The organism is Deinococcus betulae, assembly GCF_020166395.1.
Classification (GTDB): domain Bacteria; phylum Deinococcota; class Deinococci; order Deinococcales; family Deinococcaceae; genus Deinococcus; species Deinococcus betulae.
In genome coordinates this window covers 1-16343 of sequence record NZ_JAIQXU010000013.1, presented here as the reverse complement: position 1 = coordinate 16343, position 16343 = coordinate 1, and the positions used below count along the sequence as shown (strand labels likewise).

At 69.0% G+C, this 16343-nt stretch carries 16 protein-coding genes; 7 read left to right on the top strand and 9 right to left on the bottom strand.

What is annotated here, in order from left to right:
• Positions 1-40: 40 nt before the first annotated feature.
• From K7W42_RS11120 to K7W42_RS11090, 7 genes are all read right to left on the bottom strand, one after another.
• Complete coding sequence (locus K7W42_RS11120) at positions 41-1927, bottom strand: TOMM precursor leader peptide-binding protein (protein ID WP_224574679.1); 1887 nt, start codon at positions 1925-1927, stop codon at positions 41-43.
• Between the two features lie 25 nt (positions 1928-1952).
• On the bottom strand, positions 1953-3587 hold the full coding sequence (locus tag K7W42_RS11115) for a hypothetical protein (protein WP_224574677.1): 1635 nt from the start codon (positions 3585-3587) through the stop codon (positions 1953-1955).
• The gene (locus tag K7W42_RS11110; protein ID WP_224574675.1) at positions 3584-4702 is read right to left on the bottom strand and encodes a lantibiotic dehydratase C-terminal domain-containing protein; all 1119 of its coding nucleotides are present in this window, start codon (positions 4700-4702) and stop codon (positions 3584-3586) included. The genes K7W42_RS11115 and K7W42_RS11110 overlap by 4 nt, the downstream gene beginning before the upstream one ends.
• Positions 4703-4832: 130 nt before the next feature.
• Positions 4833-7457, bottom strand: coding sequence for a lantibiotic dehydratase (locus tag K7W42_RS11105; protein WP_224574672.1), 2625 nt, complete (start codon positions 7455-7457; stop codon positions 4833-4835).
• 163 nt (positions 7458-7620) lie between these two features.
• Positions 7621-7815 carry a thiazolylpeptide-type bacteriocin gene (locus K7W42_RS11100; RefSeq protein WP_157458699.1) on the bottom strand — a complete coding sequence of 65 codons (195 nt, stop codon included), beginning with the start codon at positions 7813-7815 and terminating at the stop codon, positions 7621-7623.
• Positions 7816-8011: 196 nt separating this feature from the next.
• Entirely contained in the window at positions 8012-8824 is an 813-nt protein-coding gene (locus K7W42_RS11095) for an ABC transporter permease (RefSeq protein ID WP_157458700.1), read from the bottom strand.
• Positions 8821-9759, bottom strand: a complete 939-nt coding sequence (locus K7W42_RS11090) for an ABC transporter ATP-binding protein (protein WP_157458701.1) — start codon at positions 9757-9759, stop codon at positions 8821-8823. Before K7W42_RS11090 ends, K7W42_RS11095 begins: the two co-directional genes overlap by 4 nt.
• A gap of 354 nt (positions 9760-10113) precedes the next feature.
• On the opposite strand from K7W42_RS11090, the gene K7W42_RS11085 reads away from it, so the two are divergent.
• The 6 genes from K7W42_RS11085 to K7W42_RS11060 all read left to right on the top strand — a co-directional run bounded on the left by K7W42_RS11085 (position 10114) and on the right by K7W42_RS11060 (position 14399).
• Positions 10114-10254: a hypothetical protein gene (locus K7W42_RS11085; protein ID WP_157458702.1), complete on the top strand. Its 141-nt coding sequence runs from the start codon at positions 10114-10116 to the stop codon at positions 10252-10254.
• 431 nt (positions 10255-10685) lie between these two features.
• Positions 10686-10943, top strand: coding sequence for a hypothetical protein (locus K7W42_RS11080; RefSeq protein ID WP_224574670.1), 258 nt, complete (start codon positions 10686-10688; stop codon positions 10941-10943).
• A gap of 19 nt (positions 10944-10962) precedes the next feature.
• On the top strand, positions 10963-11115 hold the full coding sequence (locus K7W42_RS11075; protein WP_224574668.1) for a hypothetical protein: 153 nt from the start codon (positions 10963-10965) through the stop codon (positions 11113-11115).
• A 52-nt stretch (positions 11116-11167) separates the two neighbouring features.
• A complete protein-coding gene (locus K7W42_RS11070; protein ID WP_224574666.1) occupies positions 11168-11320 on the top strand; it encodes a hypothetical protein in 153 nt (50 codons plus the stop codon).
• Between the two features lie 258 nt (positions 11321-11578).
• Positions 11579-13033, top strand: a complete 1455-nt coding sequence (locus tag K7W42_RS11065) for an alpha-amylase family glycosyl hydrolase (RefSeq protein ID WP_224574665.1) — start codon at positions 11579-11581, stop codon at positions 13031-13033.
• Between the two features lie 76 nt (positions 13034-13109).
• A complete protein-coding gene (locus tag K7W42_RS11060; RefSeq protein ID WP_224574663.1) occupies positions 13110-14399 on the top strand; it encodes a serine hydrolase domain-containing protein in 1290 nt (429 codons plus the stop codon).
• 70 nt (positions 14400-14469) lie between these two features.
• On the opposite strand, the gene K7W42_RS11055 is transcribed toward K7W42_RS11060, so the two are convergent.
• On the bottom strand, positions 14470-14859 hold the full coding sequence (locus K7W42_RS11055; protein WP_157458708.1) for a hypothetical protein: 390 nt from the start codon (positions 14857-14859) through the stop codon (positions 14470-14472).
• A 323-nt stretch (positions 14860-15182) separates the two neighbouring features.
• Here K7W42_RS11055 and K7W42_RS11050 point away from each other — a divergent pair, with 323 nt between their 5' ends.
• Entirely contained in the window at positions 15183-15989 is an 807-nt protein-coding gene (locus tag K7W42_RS11050; protein ID WP_224574661.1) for a class I SAM-dependent methyltransferase, read from the top strand.
• Between the two features lie 112 nt (positions 15990-16101).
• On the opposite strand, the gene K7W42_RS11045 is transcribed toward K7W42_RS11050, so the two are convergent.
• The coding region (locus K7W42_RS11045) for a hypothetical protein (protein WP_224574660.1) at positions 16102-16343 on the bottom strand (242 nt) is incomplete at its 5' end.

The window sequence follows — 16343 nt, the reverse complement described above, 5'->3', positions numbered from 1 at the left end:
GCCACCAGCGGTCGAGAACGCCGGGCGCCCGAACTGCTGTTCACGGAAACGGGTGGGGCAGGTGCAGGGCGGGGGCGGGGTTGGGAAAACCCAGGCGCTCGGGCACACTGGTCAGGCGGCCCAGGCCCCCAAAGCGCTGGTTGACGTGCCCGAAGGTCATGGGCAGGCTGCCCGGCACGATCACCTTCACCTGAGCAAACCCCAGGTCGCGCACAGCGGCGCCCGTCTGGTCCACCACCAGCACGTCCAGACCTTCAGCCAGCACCCGGTCGGTCAGGCGGCGCAGCACGTTCGTCAGGTCGGGGTCGCGCCAGGCGCGCCAGTCGGGAAACAGTTCATCCAGGGACGCGGGCGGCGCTTCGTCCCGGAACAGGAAACTCAGGCGGTCAAAGGCGTCGGGATGGGCATTGACGGCCACATGGTCGTCCAGGGTGCGCACCAGGGTGGGGTCGCGCAGCATGGCCTGCAGGGCCTCTTCGGTGTGGGCGGGCTTGCGGTCATGCACGAAGGCGTTCACGACCACTTCAATCAGGCCGGCGCTCAGGGCTTTTTCGGGGTTGAAGTGCGCCCCGGCCGCCGACAGCGCGCGGGGATAGCCGCCCGACTCGTTCACCAGCAGCGTCCAGATGGCGGGCACGCCAAATTCCGTGGTGATGTCAAAGGCGTAGGGGGTAAAGCCCAGCGACTCGGCGCGGCGCAGCAGATGCAGGGTCAGGGGATCGCGCACGCCCCCCAGGTCAATGCGGCGGGCGGGGCGCTGCGTGTGCCAGGCCAGCAGGAACGCGTCGCGCTCGATGACTTCCAGCAGGCCGTACAGCGTGGCCTCCTCGACTGAGGCGCCCAGGGCGCAACCGTTGGAACTTTCGTACAGAAAGCGTTCCTCGCGCGGCACGCGGTCATGCTGGTAGTAGGCGATGTGTTCGGGGATGAGGCGCGCGGCGGCGGCCTTGAAGGAATGCGCCCAGACCCAACTGGTCGGCGTGTCGAGGTTCAGGGGCGTGTACTCGTAGGCGGGGTGCGCGGCGTGGGCGGGCTGGCCCAGCGTCTCCAGGTTGACGGCGTGCGCGCCCAGGTCGCGGCTACTCGCCCGGATGCGGGTGCGCTTGCCGCGCGGGCGCTGGCTGCCGTAGCGCTCCAGGGCTTCCAGAAAAGCCACCGGCTCGGCGTCTGTGAAGGCGTCGGCGCGGCCCCAGCCGGACTCGTTCATGCGGTGGTCCGGCGCGCGGAACTCGGCGCCCACCAGCGGCATTCCGGCGTTGTGGGCGCGGTAGACATGGTGAATCAGGCCGTAGCGCCAGTCCAGCAGGGCGGTGCGCAGCGCCCCCGAGGCCAGGTCCAGCGCCTTTTCGCGGAAAGCGTCGGGATTGCTCTGCAGGCGCGGCTGCAGGTGCAGAGTCGCCGCTTCGGCGGTGTCGTCGGGGTAGGGCGAGCAGTGGGGGCAGTCGTGTACCGGGACGTGAGTGTGCCAGCCGCCGGTCAGGTCGGTCCAGCGCCAGGCGTAAATCTGGCTGGGGGCGGGCCAATCGCTCAGGGGGCGGGCCAGCAGCTCGGCCAGGACGGCCTGCAGCGGGGCCAGCGCGGCGGCGGGCACGGGGGCCGGGGCGGGGCGGGCAAAATCGGCCTCCGGCACCTGGGCCACCTCGCGGCGGCGGCGTTCGGCGCACAGGGCGCAGCCGGCGGCGTGTGGCGTCACCAGCGGGCCCAGCAGCGCCAGGGCCCCTTCCAGGCGCAGCGGCAGCAGGCGCAGGCTGTGGGCGCGGGCGTAATCCTGCAGGTCAGCCAGTTCCTGGGGACGCCAGTCGTCGTGGGCGACCAGCAGCACGCTGCCGGGCAGAGGCGGCTGGCTCAGGTCGGTGCGCAGGGCGTGACGGGCACGAATCAGGTCGTGCAACTGGCCTTCGCCCAGCAGATACAGCGGGGTGGTCACGGCGGCTCCTTGTGTGGTGTTCAGGTTAGCCACGGGCCACCACCCACCCCAGCAGCACGCCGCGCTGCACGGTGCCGGGTAGGCCCAGATACGGGTGAAGGCGAGGGGCGCGGCCCAGGTCGGTGAGGGCGGCCCAGGTGGCCTGCTCGGGCTGGTCGCTGGGCACCGGCCGAACCTCACCGGCTGGGGGCGCGGGCGTACCGGGCACCGGCAGACCCAGTTGCAGAGCCGCCACGGCGTCCAGCAGTGCGCCGCCCACTGCTCCGTCAGGGTCGGGGGCAAAGGCGGCGGCCAGCAGCCCCCGCGCCGGGTCGTAGACGGCGGCGCCGTGCAGGCCACGTAGCGCTGGGTGGCCCAGGCGCACCACCTCGGCGGCCACGCCGTACACCATCCCCAGAGTCTTGAGCAGCCACAGGTGCGCCAGGGGAACCTCGGCAGGGGGCAGGGGCTGGGCGGTAAAGCGCTCTGGCTGCCGCGCTAGGTCGGCGCTCAGCACGGCCGCCACGCCCCGGCCCAGCAGGTCGGTCTCGCTGTAGCCCAGGACGGGGAGGGCGACCTCTGCCCCGGCCAAGCCCTCTGGCGCGGCGGGCAGCAGGGCCAGCAGGCGCCGCTCCTGGGCGCGGTGCAGGGCTTCTTCACCGTCGCTGCCCCAACCCGCCTGCGCGGGGCCATCGGCCGCACCGTAGGTGAACAGGGGGAGCTGCTCGCCCGCTGCCGAGGGGGCAGTGGTGAGAGCGAAGGGCCCGGTCAGCAGGGCGTGCAGGTCGTCGGGACCGGCCAGGGGCAGCTCGGCGCGGGCCAGGGTCCACCATCCTTCCAGGGTGTCAGGCTGGAGGAATGCGGGCACTGGGGCGCTGTGGAGGGTTGCAGCGTCCACCACCAGCCCCCGCTCGGCACTCACGCCGCTTTTTAACTCGGCCACCTGCCGGAAAGCTTCCAGTGCCAGCAACCCTGCCAGCAACTGCTTCAGCGGTTCGGCGGGCGTGCCGCTCAGGGTCAGGCGCCCGGCCAGCACCTCTGCGGGGGTGTGCAGCGGCGCAATAATGCCCTGCTCGGCGCCCAGCGCAGCCAGCAGGGTCGGTGCCCCAGAGTCCGCGCTCAGGCTCAGCGTCACGATGCTTTGGCCCTCGTCGGCTCCGGTCTCCACCTGCACATCCGCAAACGCCAGATCCCGCAGGTGCGCGGCCACCGCCGCCGTCAGGGCCGCCGGGCCGCGCAGGGTCACGCGGGCCGCGCGCACAGCGCGGAACGCTGCTGAGGGGCGGTCACTCAGCGAGGCCAGAAAGGTCAGGATGCCCGCGTGGGAGCCCAGCTCCTCGGCATTCGGTTCTTCCTCCACGGGCAGCAGCAGGTCGCGCGCCCGCAGTTCATTCAGCAGCAGCCGCGCGGCGGGCCAGGCCCCGGCGGGCAGGGCCGCCTGAAGCGCCTGCGCCGTCACTCCGGCCTGCAGCTGCGGCAACAATCCCGTGAACAGCGCGTGTAGCGCGGGGTGGCCCTGAATGCGGAAGGTGGTGTCCCAGTGCTGAAAGCGGATGCCGCCCCGGATGGGCACATGCCCCACGCCGGGCCGCAGGCGCAGTGGCACGTCGGTCTCGGCGGTGCGGGCCAGCGCAGCCACGGTCCCGGCCGCGCCGGGCTTCACCTGTGCGGCGGCGCTCACGCGACACCTTCCTCGCGCAGCTGAACCCACCACTGCTCGAAAAAGCCCTGCCAGTCCTGGCCGTGCAGTTCCTGCATGGCTTCGCTGACCATGTAATTGACGAAGTAGCGCTCGGTGGGCGAGATGTCCATCAGCGGCAACACGCTGTACATGAAGTTCATCAGCGTGCGGTACGTGGAGAACATCTCGACGTGGTACCAGGTCTCGGAAATATTGAACTTGCGCAGTTCCTGGTGAAATTCGCTGAACTGGTAGTCCGGCCCGAACGCCCAGCGCGCCTGCGCCTCGGGGTTGATGCCGGCCGCTGCGCGCTGCATGGTCGCGGTGGGGTCGGCGGCCAGCAGGCCCGCGTCGGCCAGTTGCCGCCCGATGGGCCACATCCGCCGGAACTGCGTTTCCCAGAGGCTCAGCACCTCGTCGCGCCCGCCGCTGCTCACGCCGTCCACCGCGCGCAGCACCTCCTGGCGAATAGGCGCGTATTTCTGGGCAAAGGCCGCGCGCAGTTTCTCGCCGCCGCCCTGACGAAACAGGAATTCTTCCAGGTGCGAGCGGTACGAGATATGGCCGCTGTACACACCGAACGGATAGGTGCTGGCGTACAGCACAAAGATGCGCGCCAGGCGGATGAGGCGCTCGGCGGTGTTGCCGGTGTCGGCCTGCAGGGTCCGCAGTACAGCGGGCGTCAGGGCCGCAAAATACTGGGCACGGAAATCCTCGGCCTCGGGCGAGCCGAGCACGCCCTGCCGGTCAGGGGCCGCCCCCACCACCACACTGTTGTCGGGGCGCAGGGGGCCGTAGGGGCCAGGCTCCAGTTCCAGCGTGCCCAGTTTCTCGCTGCGGGCCAGGTAGGCCGCCTCGTCCAGCACGGCGGCCGACGGGTGGGCGGCCAGGTAAGCCTCGGCCTGCACTTTCGCTGCGTCCAGCGCCGCCTGCACCGCGCCGTCTTCCCCCCGCACAATCAGCCGGACGTGGGGGCCAAACTTCCAGTGGCGCTCGGCATAGGCCCGTTCAATGCCGGGGCGCGCCTGAATCTCCAGCACCAGCGGCAGCACCAGGTCGCGCAGCAGGGGGCGTTTGTCGTTCTGATAGTGGGTGAGGTACAGGGCTGCGTTCATAGGGAACCTCCGGCGCGGGGGCAAAAAACTGGGGTGAGTCGAAGACGAACCCGAGCGAAGCGAGTGACAGAGAAGAAGGGACGGCGACGATGGACAGGCGCCTCAGCGCTGTTTCTGCGGTGCCTGGGAATCACAGCCGTCCCTTCTGGTGCAGTTCAAAGACCAGTTCGCTGGTCAGGGGGGTGTGGGGGTCGGGGGCCAGCAGCGCCTCTTCTGGCAGGGGGCGGCACTCTTCGAACACGAAGTCCTGCGGGGCGTCGCGCAGCATCTTGGCCAGCAGCCGGGCGTGCAGCGGGCTGCTGAACTCCAGGTGCTGCGGCTTCTGGGTGCCGCCCGCCAGTTCGGCCTGCCAGGCGCCCAGGTTGGCGCTGGCCTGGCGGGCCCGGCGGCGGCGCACGAACACCTGTTCGGGCAGGCCGTGCTCGGCGGCCCAGCGCCACAGAGCCAGGGCGTAGTCGGCGTCGCTGTCGTGGGGACCGGGCACCGGCAGGGCGCCGTGCGGCACGCTCCAGCGGGCGCGGTGCAGCACCACCCCGCCCGAGCGCAGGCGCGGCGTGCGCCGGACCTGGCCGTCTGCGGGGCCCAGAGCACTTTCGGCGATGTCGGGCAGGTGCGGCACGATTAGGCCGTTGTTCGTCAGCGTGACCAGAAAGTTCTTGAGGCTAGGCAGCAGCTGGGCAATCAGAAAGCCCGCGTACACCACCTGCACCGGCTCGTTGGTGTCGCGCCGGCGCAGACGCACCTCGTCCGCCGCCTCGTCATGATGCAGGTACAGGTCGTCAATGTGCAGGGCCGGGCCGTCCACAGGGGCGTCCACCTGCAACTCAGTGGATGTCAGGGCGGGGTGCAGATTGGCGGTAAAGCCGTGGGCGCTGCGCAGGCCCACCTGCGACAAGCCGCGCGGAGCCAGCGCCTCGACGGTGGCTTTCACGTCGGCCATGACCTGCGCAGGCAACTCGGTCAGAAAGCGGCTGAAGTATTGCCCGTAGCCCGCGTACACCTGATTGACGATCAGGCTGCCGTCCGCAGCCGCCGCCTGGGCAAAGACGTCGTAGGACCAAGGCCGGGCCGTCAGACGCTCAGGCAGGCGCTCCAGCCAGGCTTGCAGCTGCGCGCCGGTCAGGTCCAGTTCCTCGGCGCCGGCGCGGGCGGCCTGCAGGTAGGCGGCGCGCACCTCGCGCTGCACGGCCAGCACGCCCTGAAGTTCGGGCAGGGCTTTTAAGCCCGCACCCGGCCCGCGCAGGGACGCCTGCAGCCACTCGTCAAACAGGTCAGCGTTCTCGCGGACAAAGGTGGGCAGGTCGTCCACCCGCGCGCCCGGCCCGTGCTGGCCCACCAGGCGTTCCCGCAGCAGCGGCTCGAACAGCAGGTGGGTGTCAAAGACCCGCAGCACCGACAGCAAGAGGTGCAGGCGCTCAATGGCCGGCGCGTAGGGCGTCACGTCCAGCGCCAGGGCCTGCGGAGCCACCGTGTCCTCGTACAGCACGGGGCCCGCTGGGAGGGTCAGGCCGTAAGCGTCGTAAGCGGCTTGCAGGTGGGCGCGGGCGGCCTCCAGCGCGGCGGGGCGCGCGGCGCTCGGCACCCAGGGAAAGGCGGCCAGGGCCATCGCCAGGTCGTCTAGGGCCGCCGCCGCCCGCTCGCTCTCGGCTGTTTCGGCCTGGCGCAGCAGCGCCGCCACCTGACCCAGCAGGTCGGTGGGCTGCTCGCTCAGGCCCGTGACCGGGCGCAGAAAGCCGCTGTCCATCAGCTGCCCCACAAAGCGCGGCGCCGCCTGGGGGTCGGGCGACAGGCCGCTCAGGGCCGCCACCAGCGCCGCGTAGTCCGCCTCTCCCCCGCTGTCCCGCACCGCCGCGATCAGGCGGGCCAGGCCGGCACTCAGGCGCAGGGTGACGCGGCGCGAGGCCAGGTTGCGGGCGCGCGGCTGGCGCGCAGGGTCGTCAATGGCCTGCTCAAAACGCACCTCGCCGCCCTGCACCCGCAGGTGGTCGCCCAGGCGCCAGGGCAGCGCTGCACGCAGGTCAGGGGTCTGTAGGGCGCCGTCCAGCAGGCGCAGAATCAGGACGTGGTTGACGGTGGTGCTCGCCCGCACTTCGGGGCGGGTCAGCGCGCCGGCCGCGCCCTGTGTCCAGCGCCCGCCGGCCACCGAGGTGTAGTGGCTGTAAGGGCTGGTTTTCCAGGCGGCGCGCGACACGTACTGCAGCAGGCGGTATTCGCACTTGCGCAGCGTGCCCTTCTGCTCGAGCAGCGGCGTGGCGGCGTACTGCCGCGCAGTGGCCAGCAGCGGCGCGCTGGACACGGCCAGGCCTTTCAGAAAACGCTCGTCCCGGCAGGCGGCCTGCAAGGCGGCCCGCTCGGTGCCCAGGTGGGCGGCCAGGGCGCTTCTCAGTTCGGCGGTGTGGCCCTCCTGCGCAGCCTGGGCCGCCAGATAAGTGTGGACCTCGGCGGGCGCTGCTGCCGGTACCGTGCGGGGCGTTTTGCCCGCCAGGACGCTGCGGCGCAGGGCCAGCCACTCGCGGCGCTCGGTATCGTCCTGCGCGGCCGACACCTGGGCATACAGGGCGGCTGCGGCGGCTGCGCGCTGGGCTTCGACATCCGCCCGCACCGCCTGATCGCGGCGCAGCTGCTCCAGCAGCGGAAAGGGAGGCAGGTGGGCGGGGCTCAGGTGGTTAAAGCGCAGCAGCAGCTGGGGGGCCAGCTGGTCGGCCAGGGGGGTGGGGGCGGGGCGAATCGGGGCAGAAACAGAGCGCTGGGTCATGGCCGGGAAACCTCCTTTGGGTGGGTGTGCGTGCAGGGTCTGGGGCGGACTTTGTGGGGTCTGATGTTGGGAGAAGCGCAAAAGAGGAAGTGGGAAGAAAAAGGGGGGGAGGGGGGCCAAACGCTGGCCCATGCCCTCCCCGGTCGTGCGGTGCGTGGCCGCCTTACTCTGAAAGCTGCGCTTCAACCGAGCCGCAGCAGCAGGAGCTGCTTCCGCAGGTGGAGGTGGCGCTGCAGCTGCTGGAGCCGGACGAGGCGCCGGTTTCGGCCAGGGCGGTGCTGTCGCGCACTTCGGTGACTTCCAGGGCTTCGATGTTCAGGTCGCTAAAGTCGATGTCGGTCATGTTGATGTTGGTCATGGCAAGTCTCCTTGGGTGTGGCGCTGCGGCGCCGGTGAGGGGGAACGGAGGGGCCGGTGGGCGGACAGGGCGGGCCAGGTGAGGGCGCCGGGGGCAGGTCAGGTGGAGCGGCCGGGCGTTAGAAGGCGATCACCTCCAGGGGGGGCTAGGGGGCCAGGGTGGATTAGGAGCGCTGAGCCGGGGAGGACCGGGGGCCTTACAGGCCAGCGTTGCCTTCGTCGCGTCGGTAGCCAATCAGGGCCAGGGTGAGAAACAGCACCGTGGAGCCGACCAGCCAGAGAATGTGGGTGAGCATGTTGGGGTCGGTGGCGGCGCCAATCTGTCCCAGCGCCAGCTGCGAGAAGTGGTAGGGGGGCAGGTACTGGGCCAGCTTCTGAAAGAACTCGGGGAGCATGGAGTGCGGCACCCAGAGGCCAGAGGCAAAAGACATGGGGATGTAGATGACGTTCGCCAGGGCCGGCGCTGCGCCGGGGCCCGAGAGGAACCCCAGAGCCAGTCCCAGGGCCGTAAAGGGCAGGCCGCCCAGAATCAGGGTCGCTCCCAGCCGCAGCCACGTTTCGGCCGGCATCTCGACCTTGCCGATGGTGGCGCCCAGCAGGAACATCAGCGAGATGATGGTCACGTTGAACATCAAAGACGTTGCAAATTTCGAGAGCAGGAAGGCGGCGGGCGGCATCGGAGAGACGCGCTTGATCTTGAGCCAGCCGCTGGCCCGGTCGTTGGCGATGCCCACCCCGAAGGAGAAGAGCGACGCGCCGATGACCCCGAAGGCCCCGTAGGTGGCGAGCATGTACATGGGCACCCGGACATTGCCGGCCGACTGGTTCATGTACGTGAAGCCGAACACCACGTAAAACAGCAGCGGAAAGATGATGGTGGGAATCAGGAACATCGGGCTGCGCAGCAGAGTCAGGGTCTCGGCGCGCACTTCCAGGCCGTACAGCCGGACCTTGTTGACGCGGGGCGGCGCCGACCGGGCGGGGCGGGACACGTCTTGCACGAGGCTCATGCGCTCACTCCTTGGGGGGCGTGCAGGCCCTGAAACACGTCTTCGAGGCTGGCAGGCCGCACCGTAAATTCCTGCAGGGCCGGGTCCAGGGCGTACAGCAGCGGCGCGATCACGGCCGTGCCGTCCACCGTCAGATGCACCGTGTCGGCCTGGCGGCGCACGGCGCGCACCCCAGCCACCGCCATCAGCTGCGGGTCGCTTAGGACCGTGCGCAGCGAGACGTGCTGCACGTTGACGCGGGCCTTGAGTTCCTGCGGCGTGGCCTGGGCCACCAGGCGGCCCTTGTCGATGACCAGAATCCGGTCGGCCAGGGCGTCGGCTTCTTCGAGGTAGTGGGTGGTCAGCAGCACCGTGCGGCCGTCGTCCACCAGGCGGCGAACTTCCATCCAGAAGGCGCGGCGGGTTTCGGTGTCCAGCGCCACGGTGGGCTCGTCCATCACCATCAGGGCGGGGTCGCCGCACAGGGCCAGGGCAAAGCGCACCCGCTGACGCTGGCCGCCGGACAGCTGGCGGTAGGTGCGGCCGGCCAGGGCGGTCAGCCCAGCGCGCTCCAGGGTGTCGGCCACTTTCAGGGGGGCCGGGTAGTAGCTGGAAAATAGCTCGACCAGTTCAGAGACGCGCAGATTGGCGGCCAGGTGGACCTGCTGCATCATAGCGCCGGTGTGAATGCGGTGGGCGGCTTCCAGCGGCGACTGACCAAAGACCTTGACGGCGCCGCCGGTGGGGGCCAGCAGGCCCAGCACCATGTTGACCAGGGTGCTCTTGCCGGCGCCGTTGGGCCCCAGCAGGGCCACGACCTCGCCCCGGTGGATGCTCAGGCTGGTGGGCTGCAGCGCCTGAATGGAGCCGTACCTTCTGTGCACCTCCTGAAGCTCGATGGCGGGGCCGGCGTACGCCGGGGTCCACGCTCTGGTTGGTTGCCGATGAAGTCCCATATCACTCTCCTTCCGGCGGGGGCTTGTTCTCTGCTGCTCCCGAGCGGTGAGGAGAGTGTGCGCGGCGGCCGGGGACGGCTCGGGGACAGTGGGGCTCGTGCGCTGCTGGGACCGGGGACAGCTCCGGCCACCAGGGCGGGCTGTCTCCGCGCCGTCCCCGCCCACGCGGCACCGTGCGGGGGTGCGGGGGCGCAAGCTTGCCTCTGGCCCCAGGGCTTCATCACCCGCACACCCGCCGCGTGGCGCGTCTCTGTCTCTGCGCGCCGTGAGGCACCTTTGGTCCTGCGGCGCGCCGTCTTCTCCGCGTACCACGCGCGGCCCTGTCCTCGTTTCTCCCCGCATTCAGGAGGTCGTATGCGTCACGTTGCCCTACTGCTGGCCCTCTTTCTCGCTCCGGTCGCCCAGGCGGCGGCCCACACCCCGCAGACCGCCGGTTCGTTCGGCGGCTTTGGCGGCGGCTCTTTTGGAGGTGGTGGCGCAGGCGGCAGTTACTGAAACCGACGGAGGTGGAGTCGTTTGCACGAACGATGAAATCCGAGCGAAGCGAGAAGGAAAGCGGGTTCCGGGCATGGAGTTTGCCACTCGGTTCTTTCCCGAGTTGTCAATGAAACAGACGGAAGCTGTATGAGCGCAGGCTCCGTCCAGGCTGCACCCCGTGGCGTGCTGGGCAGACCAGCGGGTTGATCCCGTGCCGCAAGGTTCTGCTGGCTGCGCCACGCTGGGCAGCACGCACAGGCGGATAAACATGCCGCATTTCTGCCGCTGTTCGGGTTACATGCAGGCCTTCTCCCCCTGAGCTTCCTGCCCGTCCTGACGGGCCGGGGCGGCGCTGTCCTCTGCTGTGTCCTCTGCTGTCTCCGCTGTGTCTCCGCCCGTGCTCATGAGTGTCTCTGGGGCGTCCCCAGCGCCTTTTTAAGGTGAGCCCCATGACCAGCAGCCGCACTCCCCGCACCCTCCGCCCCGTCCTGCTCGCCCTGCTGGGTGCCGCGCTGCTGGCCCCTCTGGCCGGTGCCCAGACCGTCACCGTGCACAGCGACCCAGGCGTTGGCCCCGTGCAGCTGGCCGATCCCGGCGTCGGCCCGGTGCAACTGGCGGACCCCGGTGTTGGCCCCGTGCAACTGGCCGATCCAGGCGTTGGTCCCGTGCAGCTGAGCACCGTTCCTCCTGTACCCCCCCGCTCCTGATCCCTTCGGAGGTTGTCCTATGACAGTTCAACGCACCTTGACCGCCCTGCTGACCTTCGCCCTCATGACCGCCGTCGTCGCTCAGGCTGCTGCGCCTGCACCCCAGACTCAGGGCACCGTGCGCGGCGGAGGCGGTTCCTTCGGGGGCGGCGGCGCCACTGGCAGCTGGTAAGCCCGGCCGGCCTTCACCTCAAGTCCCCTCTCCCACTTTGGAGGTTTTCACCATGTTCAGCCGCATTCTGACCGCTCTGTTGACCCTGACCCTCGTGCTCGTTCCCGCCGCACAGGCCACCGCCCACACCCCGCAGACGGCCGGCGGCTTCGGCGGCTTTGGTGGTGGCTCGTCGGGCGGCGGAGGCGCCTCGGGCGGCTGGTAATCGCTGCTCCCATCTCTAGCATTTGCGGCGGACCTTTAAGGGGTTCGCCGTTTTCGCGTGTGAGACGTGCCGCGAAGGGGCAGCCGACCTGATATGGGTTCCGGTTGAATCATTGGCCAAAACGCTAAAAGCCGAGCGAACCGCGCAAGAAACCATCGAGTTCAGGGCACGGAATCCATACTCAGCCAACCCCTCAGCCACCTTCGCCGTTGGCTCACCTGTTCTCTCGCCGCGCGGCCGGAGAGTTACCATGCTCCTATGCGCCACCTCGCCCTGTTGGGCGCGCTGCTCACGGCGGTTGCCGGACAGAGCAGCGCGCAGACGGCCACGCCCCCGGCCCGCTTTGAGGGGCAGATCATCTATCAGGTGATGCCAGACCGCTTTTTCGATGGCAACGCCAGCAACAATCAGGGCGTCAACCGCGCCGACCTACGCGCCTGGCACGGCGGCGACTTGGCCGGCCTGACCGCCAAGCTGCCGTACATCCAGAAACTGGGAGCCACGGCGGTGTGGCTGACCCCGGTGTACCTCCAGCAGACGGCCAACTCATTTGGCACGGCGCCCTATCACGGGTACTGGCCCGCCGATTTCCGCAACGTGGACCCACACTTTGGCACCCTGGCCGATTTCGGCGCGTTCACCAAAGCCGCCCAGAACGCCGATCTGCGTGTGGTGCTGGACCAGGTCATCAACCATTACGGCTACGAGGCGGCGGCTGTGCGGGCCCGTCCCGCCTGGTTTAACGGTGAGGCGCAGTGCAGCGCTTCGGCCAACAAGGATGTGGACTGTGCCTTAGCGGGGCTGCCCGACCTGCGCCAGAGTAACCCCCAGGTGCGCGAACTGCTGCTGGACAACGCCGATTTCTGGCGCGAACAGGGCGTGCAGGCCTTCCGCTACGACGCCATTAAGCATGTTGAAGGCCCTTTTCTGCGCGACCTGCTGACCCGCGACCGCCAGGCCGGCACCTGGACCCTGGGCGAGTGGTACGACGCCGACACGGGCACGGTGGCCGACTGGCAAAAGGAGGGCTTTGACAGCCTCTTTCTGTTCAGCCTGCAAGCGGCTATGAAGGGCAGCATCATGGCCGGGCAAAGCCTGGACGGCGTGCGCAGCGTGCTGGCCCGGCAGGGCGAACTGGTGCGTCCCGGCGAGGTGGCCCTGTTTCTGGACAACCACGATGTCCCGCGTTTTGCCCAGGGCAGCCTGTTTGAAGATGTGGGCCAGGAGCGCACCAAATACGGTCTGCGCGCCCTGATGACCCTGCGCGGCGTGCCCGTACTGTGGCAAGGCACCGAGATCGCCATGCGCGGCGGCGCCGACCCCGACAACCGCCGCGACATGCGATTTGAAGACGCCTGGACCCCCGCCGAGCGCGCGGTGTTCGAGGTGACCCGCGCCGCCATCGCCGCCCGCAAGGCCAGTCCCGCCCTGAGTGCCGGCGCCCTGAAGCTGCTGCCCAGCCCAGATGCCCTGGGGAGCGACCTGCTGCTGTTTACCCGTGAACTGAACGGGCAGACCGTGCTAGCCGCGTGGCACAACGGCAAGGCGCGGAAATCTTATAGCCTCAAGCTGGGCAGCCTGGGCGTGGGCTGGGCCAACCGGGCCGCCACCTCTTCCCTGTTCGTCGGTCAGGATGCCAAAGCCAGTGTCTCTGGCGGCTACCTGCACCTAACCCTGCCGGGGCAGGACGCAGCGGCCTTCCGGGTGGAGTGAGGGCAGCTCCCGCCTCAAGGTGCTCAGCCGTCATGTAAGGCCGCGTCTGTTCGTCCCTGCCCCTAAACTGAGCCCCGTGCGGCCCTTCTTCTTGCTGGCATTCCTTCTGGGGCTGGGCACGGGGCAGGCCGCCCAGCCCGCCACAATCCAGCAGGTTGAGCAGGGACTGCGGCCTGCGCGCCCCTTCTGGCAGCCACCGGGACACTGGGCGGGCATGAGCCTGACCGACCGGATGGCGTTTCACCACGTCCCTGGCGTGAGCGTCGCGGTGATTGATCACGGACAGGTGGTCTGGGCCAGAGGCTACGGCGTACTTCAGGCCGGCCAGCCTGCCCCGGTGACGCCCAGCACGCTCTTTCAGGCAGCGTCTATCAGTAAGGCCGTGACGGCCACTGCGGCCCTGCGGCTGGTGCAAAGCGGTCAGCTTGGCCTGGACGTACCAGTTAATCAGACCCTGCGCTCCTGGCAGCTGCCTGAAAACGCCCTAACTCGCCAGCACCCTGTCACGCTGCGGCACCTGCTGGCGCACACGGCGGGCATTGGCATGCCCGGCTACCTGGGCTACCCGGCGGGGCAGGCGCTGCCGACCCTGCGGCAGGTGCTAGACGGCCAGGCGCCCGCCACGTCGCAGCCCGTGCGGGTGGAGCGGCGGCCGGGTCAGGCCTACGCCTATTCCGGGGGCGGCTACGAGGTGCTGCAGCTCTTGATGCAGGACGCGGCAGGCACAGCGTTTCCCGACCTGATGCGGCGGCAGGTGCTGGCCCCGCTGGGGATGACCCGCAGCGGGTTCACGCAGCCCCTACCGGCGGCGCTGGAGTCGCAGGCGGCGGTTGCCCATCAGCCGAACGGCACGCCCCTGCCCGGCCGCTGGCACACCTATCCCGAACTGGCCGCCGCCGGGCTGTGGTCCACGCCCAGCGACCTGGCCCGCTGGCTGTTGGCGCTGTCGGGCGCCGCACAAAAGACGCCGGGCGCTGTCCTATCGCCCGGCGTCATGGACCAGATGCTGACCAACCACACCCCCGGTCTAAAGGGCTGGCAGCACGCCTACGGCCTGGGGCTCACTCTGCATGGTCATGGGCCAACCCTCTCGTTTGGGCACAGCGGGATCAATCAGGGGTTCCGGGCCATTGCAGTGATGTATCCGCAGACCGGGCAGGGGGCCGTCATCATGACCAACGGAGAAAATGGCGTTCCGCTCTACAACGAGCTGCTGGAAAGTATTGCGGCGGCCTATCACTGGCCCGGCCACCAGGCTGGCTGGAGGGGCTGGCCGATAGCCTTGCTCGGTGTTCTTGCGCTCTGCGGAGGTCTTCTGCTGGTCACCCGAAAGCGACACCAGAGCAAGAGGCGCAGCATCATATGAACCGGCTTGTAGAGGGACCAGGCCGGCTGAACTCACTTACCTTTGGACGCGCGTGGCGGCTGCGCTGACCTCACGCCTTAAGCGGTCTGGGCACCGGCAACGTATACGTCGCAAACGGTTTCCACTGACCGCCGGGGTGGTGGCGGGCCAGCGGCCGGTCCTGCTCGTCTACGTACACCATGCGGTAGCGCATCCGGCCCAGTTCCAGGCCGCCGCGCTGACGCCACAGCACCTGCACGTCCACGTTGGTGGCGGCGGGGTCGGTGTCGTGCGCCGCCAGAATGCTGAAGTCCCCCAGACGGCCCGGGTAGGCCAGTTTGACCTGCCGGATGCTGCGCCGACCCGTGGGAAAGGCGCGGGCAGGCAGTGAAGCGGCCATCTCGCGGTAATGCTCGCCCTGCCAGTGCGTCAGGAAGGCTTTCAGGGCCTCCTGTGGCGTGTGGGGAAGCGCGGTGTTCATGACCCAAGCATGGCACGGCGGCGGAGCAATAGATATCCGGCGAACGGCGGATGAAGGAAGAGGCCGAGCGGCTTAGGATCAGGTATTCGTTCTGCCGCTACAGCATCCAGGCCTCTCTACATGGACAACCGAAACTGGTCAAGACGACAGCCCGCAGAGGAGACGATCCGACCTCCTGTGATCATGAAGTCACCGCAGGCGAGGCAGCCTGGCCCCCCTCCAGTCTGACCTTGAACCTGCCCGCCAGGATGGGCCAAAGGCCGCACAGGCTGCTGGGCCGCCTGGCGTATTGGCTGCAGCCGCAGCCGCTGGCAGGCTAGGTCATGGACGAGATCACCGCCTACTACCACCGCGACCGCGAACACGACCGCCTGACCCGTGGCCTGGGCCTGATCGAGTTTGCCCGCACACTGGACGTGCTGGAACGCCTGCTGCCCAGTGCCCCTGCCACCGTGTTGGACATTGGCGGCGGCACCGGCGTCTACGCCCGCGAGTGCTTGCGGCGGGGGCACCGGGTTCACCTGCTGGACGCCATGCCCGTGCATATCGAGCGGGTGCGTGCCGATCCGTCGCTGGCGGCGCTGGCTTCGGTCACGCTAGGCGACGCCCGCGCTCTGCCCTACCCGGACGACCTGGCCGACGCCGCCCTGGTCATGGGGCCGCTCTATCACTTGCCTGACGCCCACGACCGCGCCGCCGCCCTGGCCGAAGCCGCGCGCACCGTGCGGCCCGGTGGGCTGGTGGCTGCCACGGCCATTCCGCGTGCGGGGGCCATCTGCGGCGACTTCAAACACGGGCTGGACGAAGAAGACTACAGCCGCGCCATCCGTGAGCGGGCGTACACGACTGGGAGCTACCTGAATCCTGAGGACCGCCCCGGATTCTTTACCACCGCCTACTTTCACCATCCTGCCGAGCTGGAAGCCGAATTGCGAGCAGCTGGCCTGCGCAACGTGACCCTCTATGCCCTGGAAGGCCCCGCCAATCTGCTGGCCGACCCAGCGCTGGAGATCAGCGACCCAGTGCGGCGAAGCGGCCTGATGACGGCTCTACGACTGGTCGAGCGCGACCCAGCGTTGATAGGCATCAGCGCGCACATTCTGGGCGTGGGCTGGACAGAAGGCCGGTGATAGAAATAGGGCTTTTGCTTTATTAGTCAGAATCAGCAGATAGCGTAGAAAGACCAAGCACGCTCCATGTGCCAAGCAACAGATGGGAAAAGGCGGCACGAGCCCTTGCCGATCAAGAGTCCGAAGAGGTGCGACGCTGCCCCAGCACCTCCCACAGCTGTTTTGAGATGGGCCAGTGGTCTGCACCCTCCTCGTCGTGGACTAGGTTCGTCCAGTAGAGCAACAGTTCCGGTAGAGCGGGCTGCTTCGCTTGAGCCAGCAAGAGGTCAACCACGGCCCGCACCTCTGGTTCGCAGCTGAGCCTTTGCAGCAGCGCATCATTGGCCGACTCCAGCAGCAGTTCACCTAGTCCTT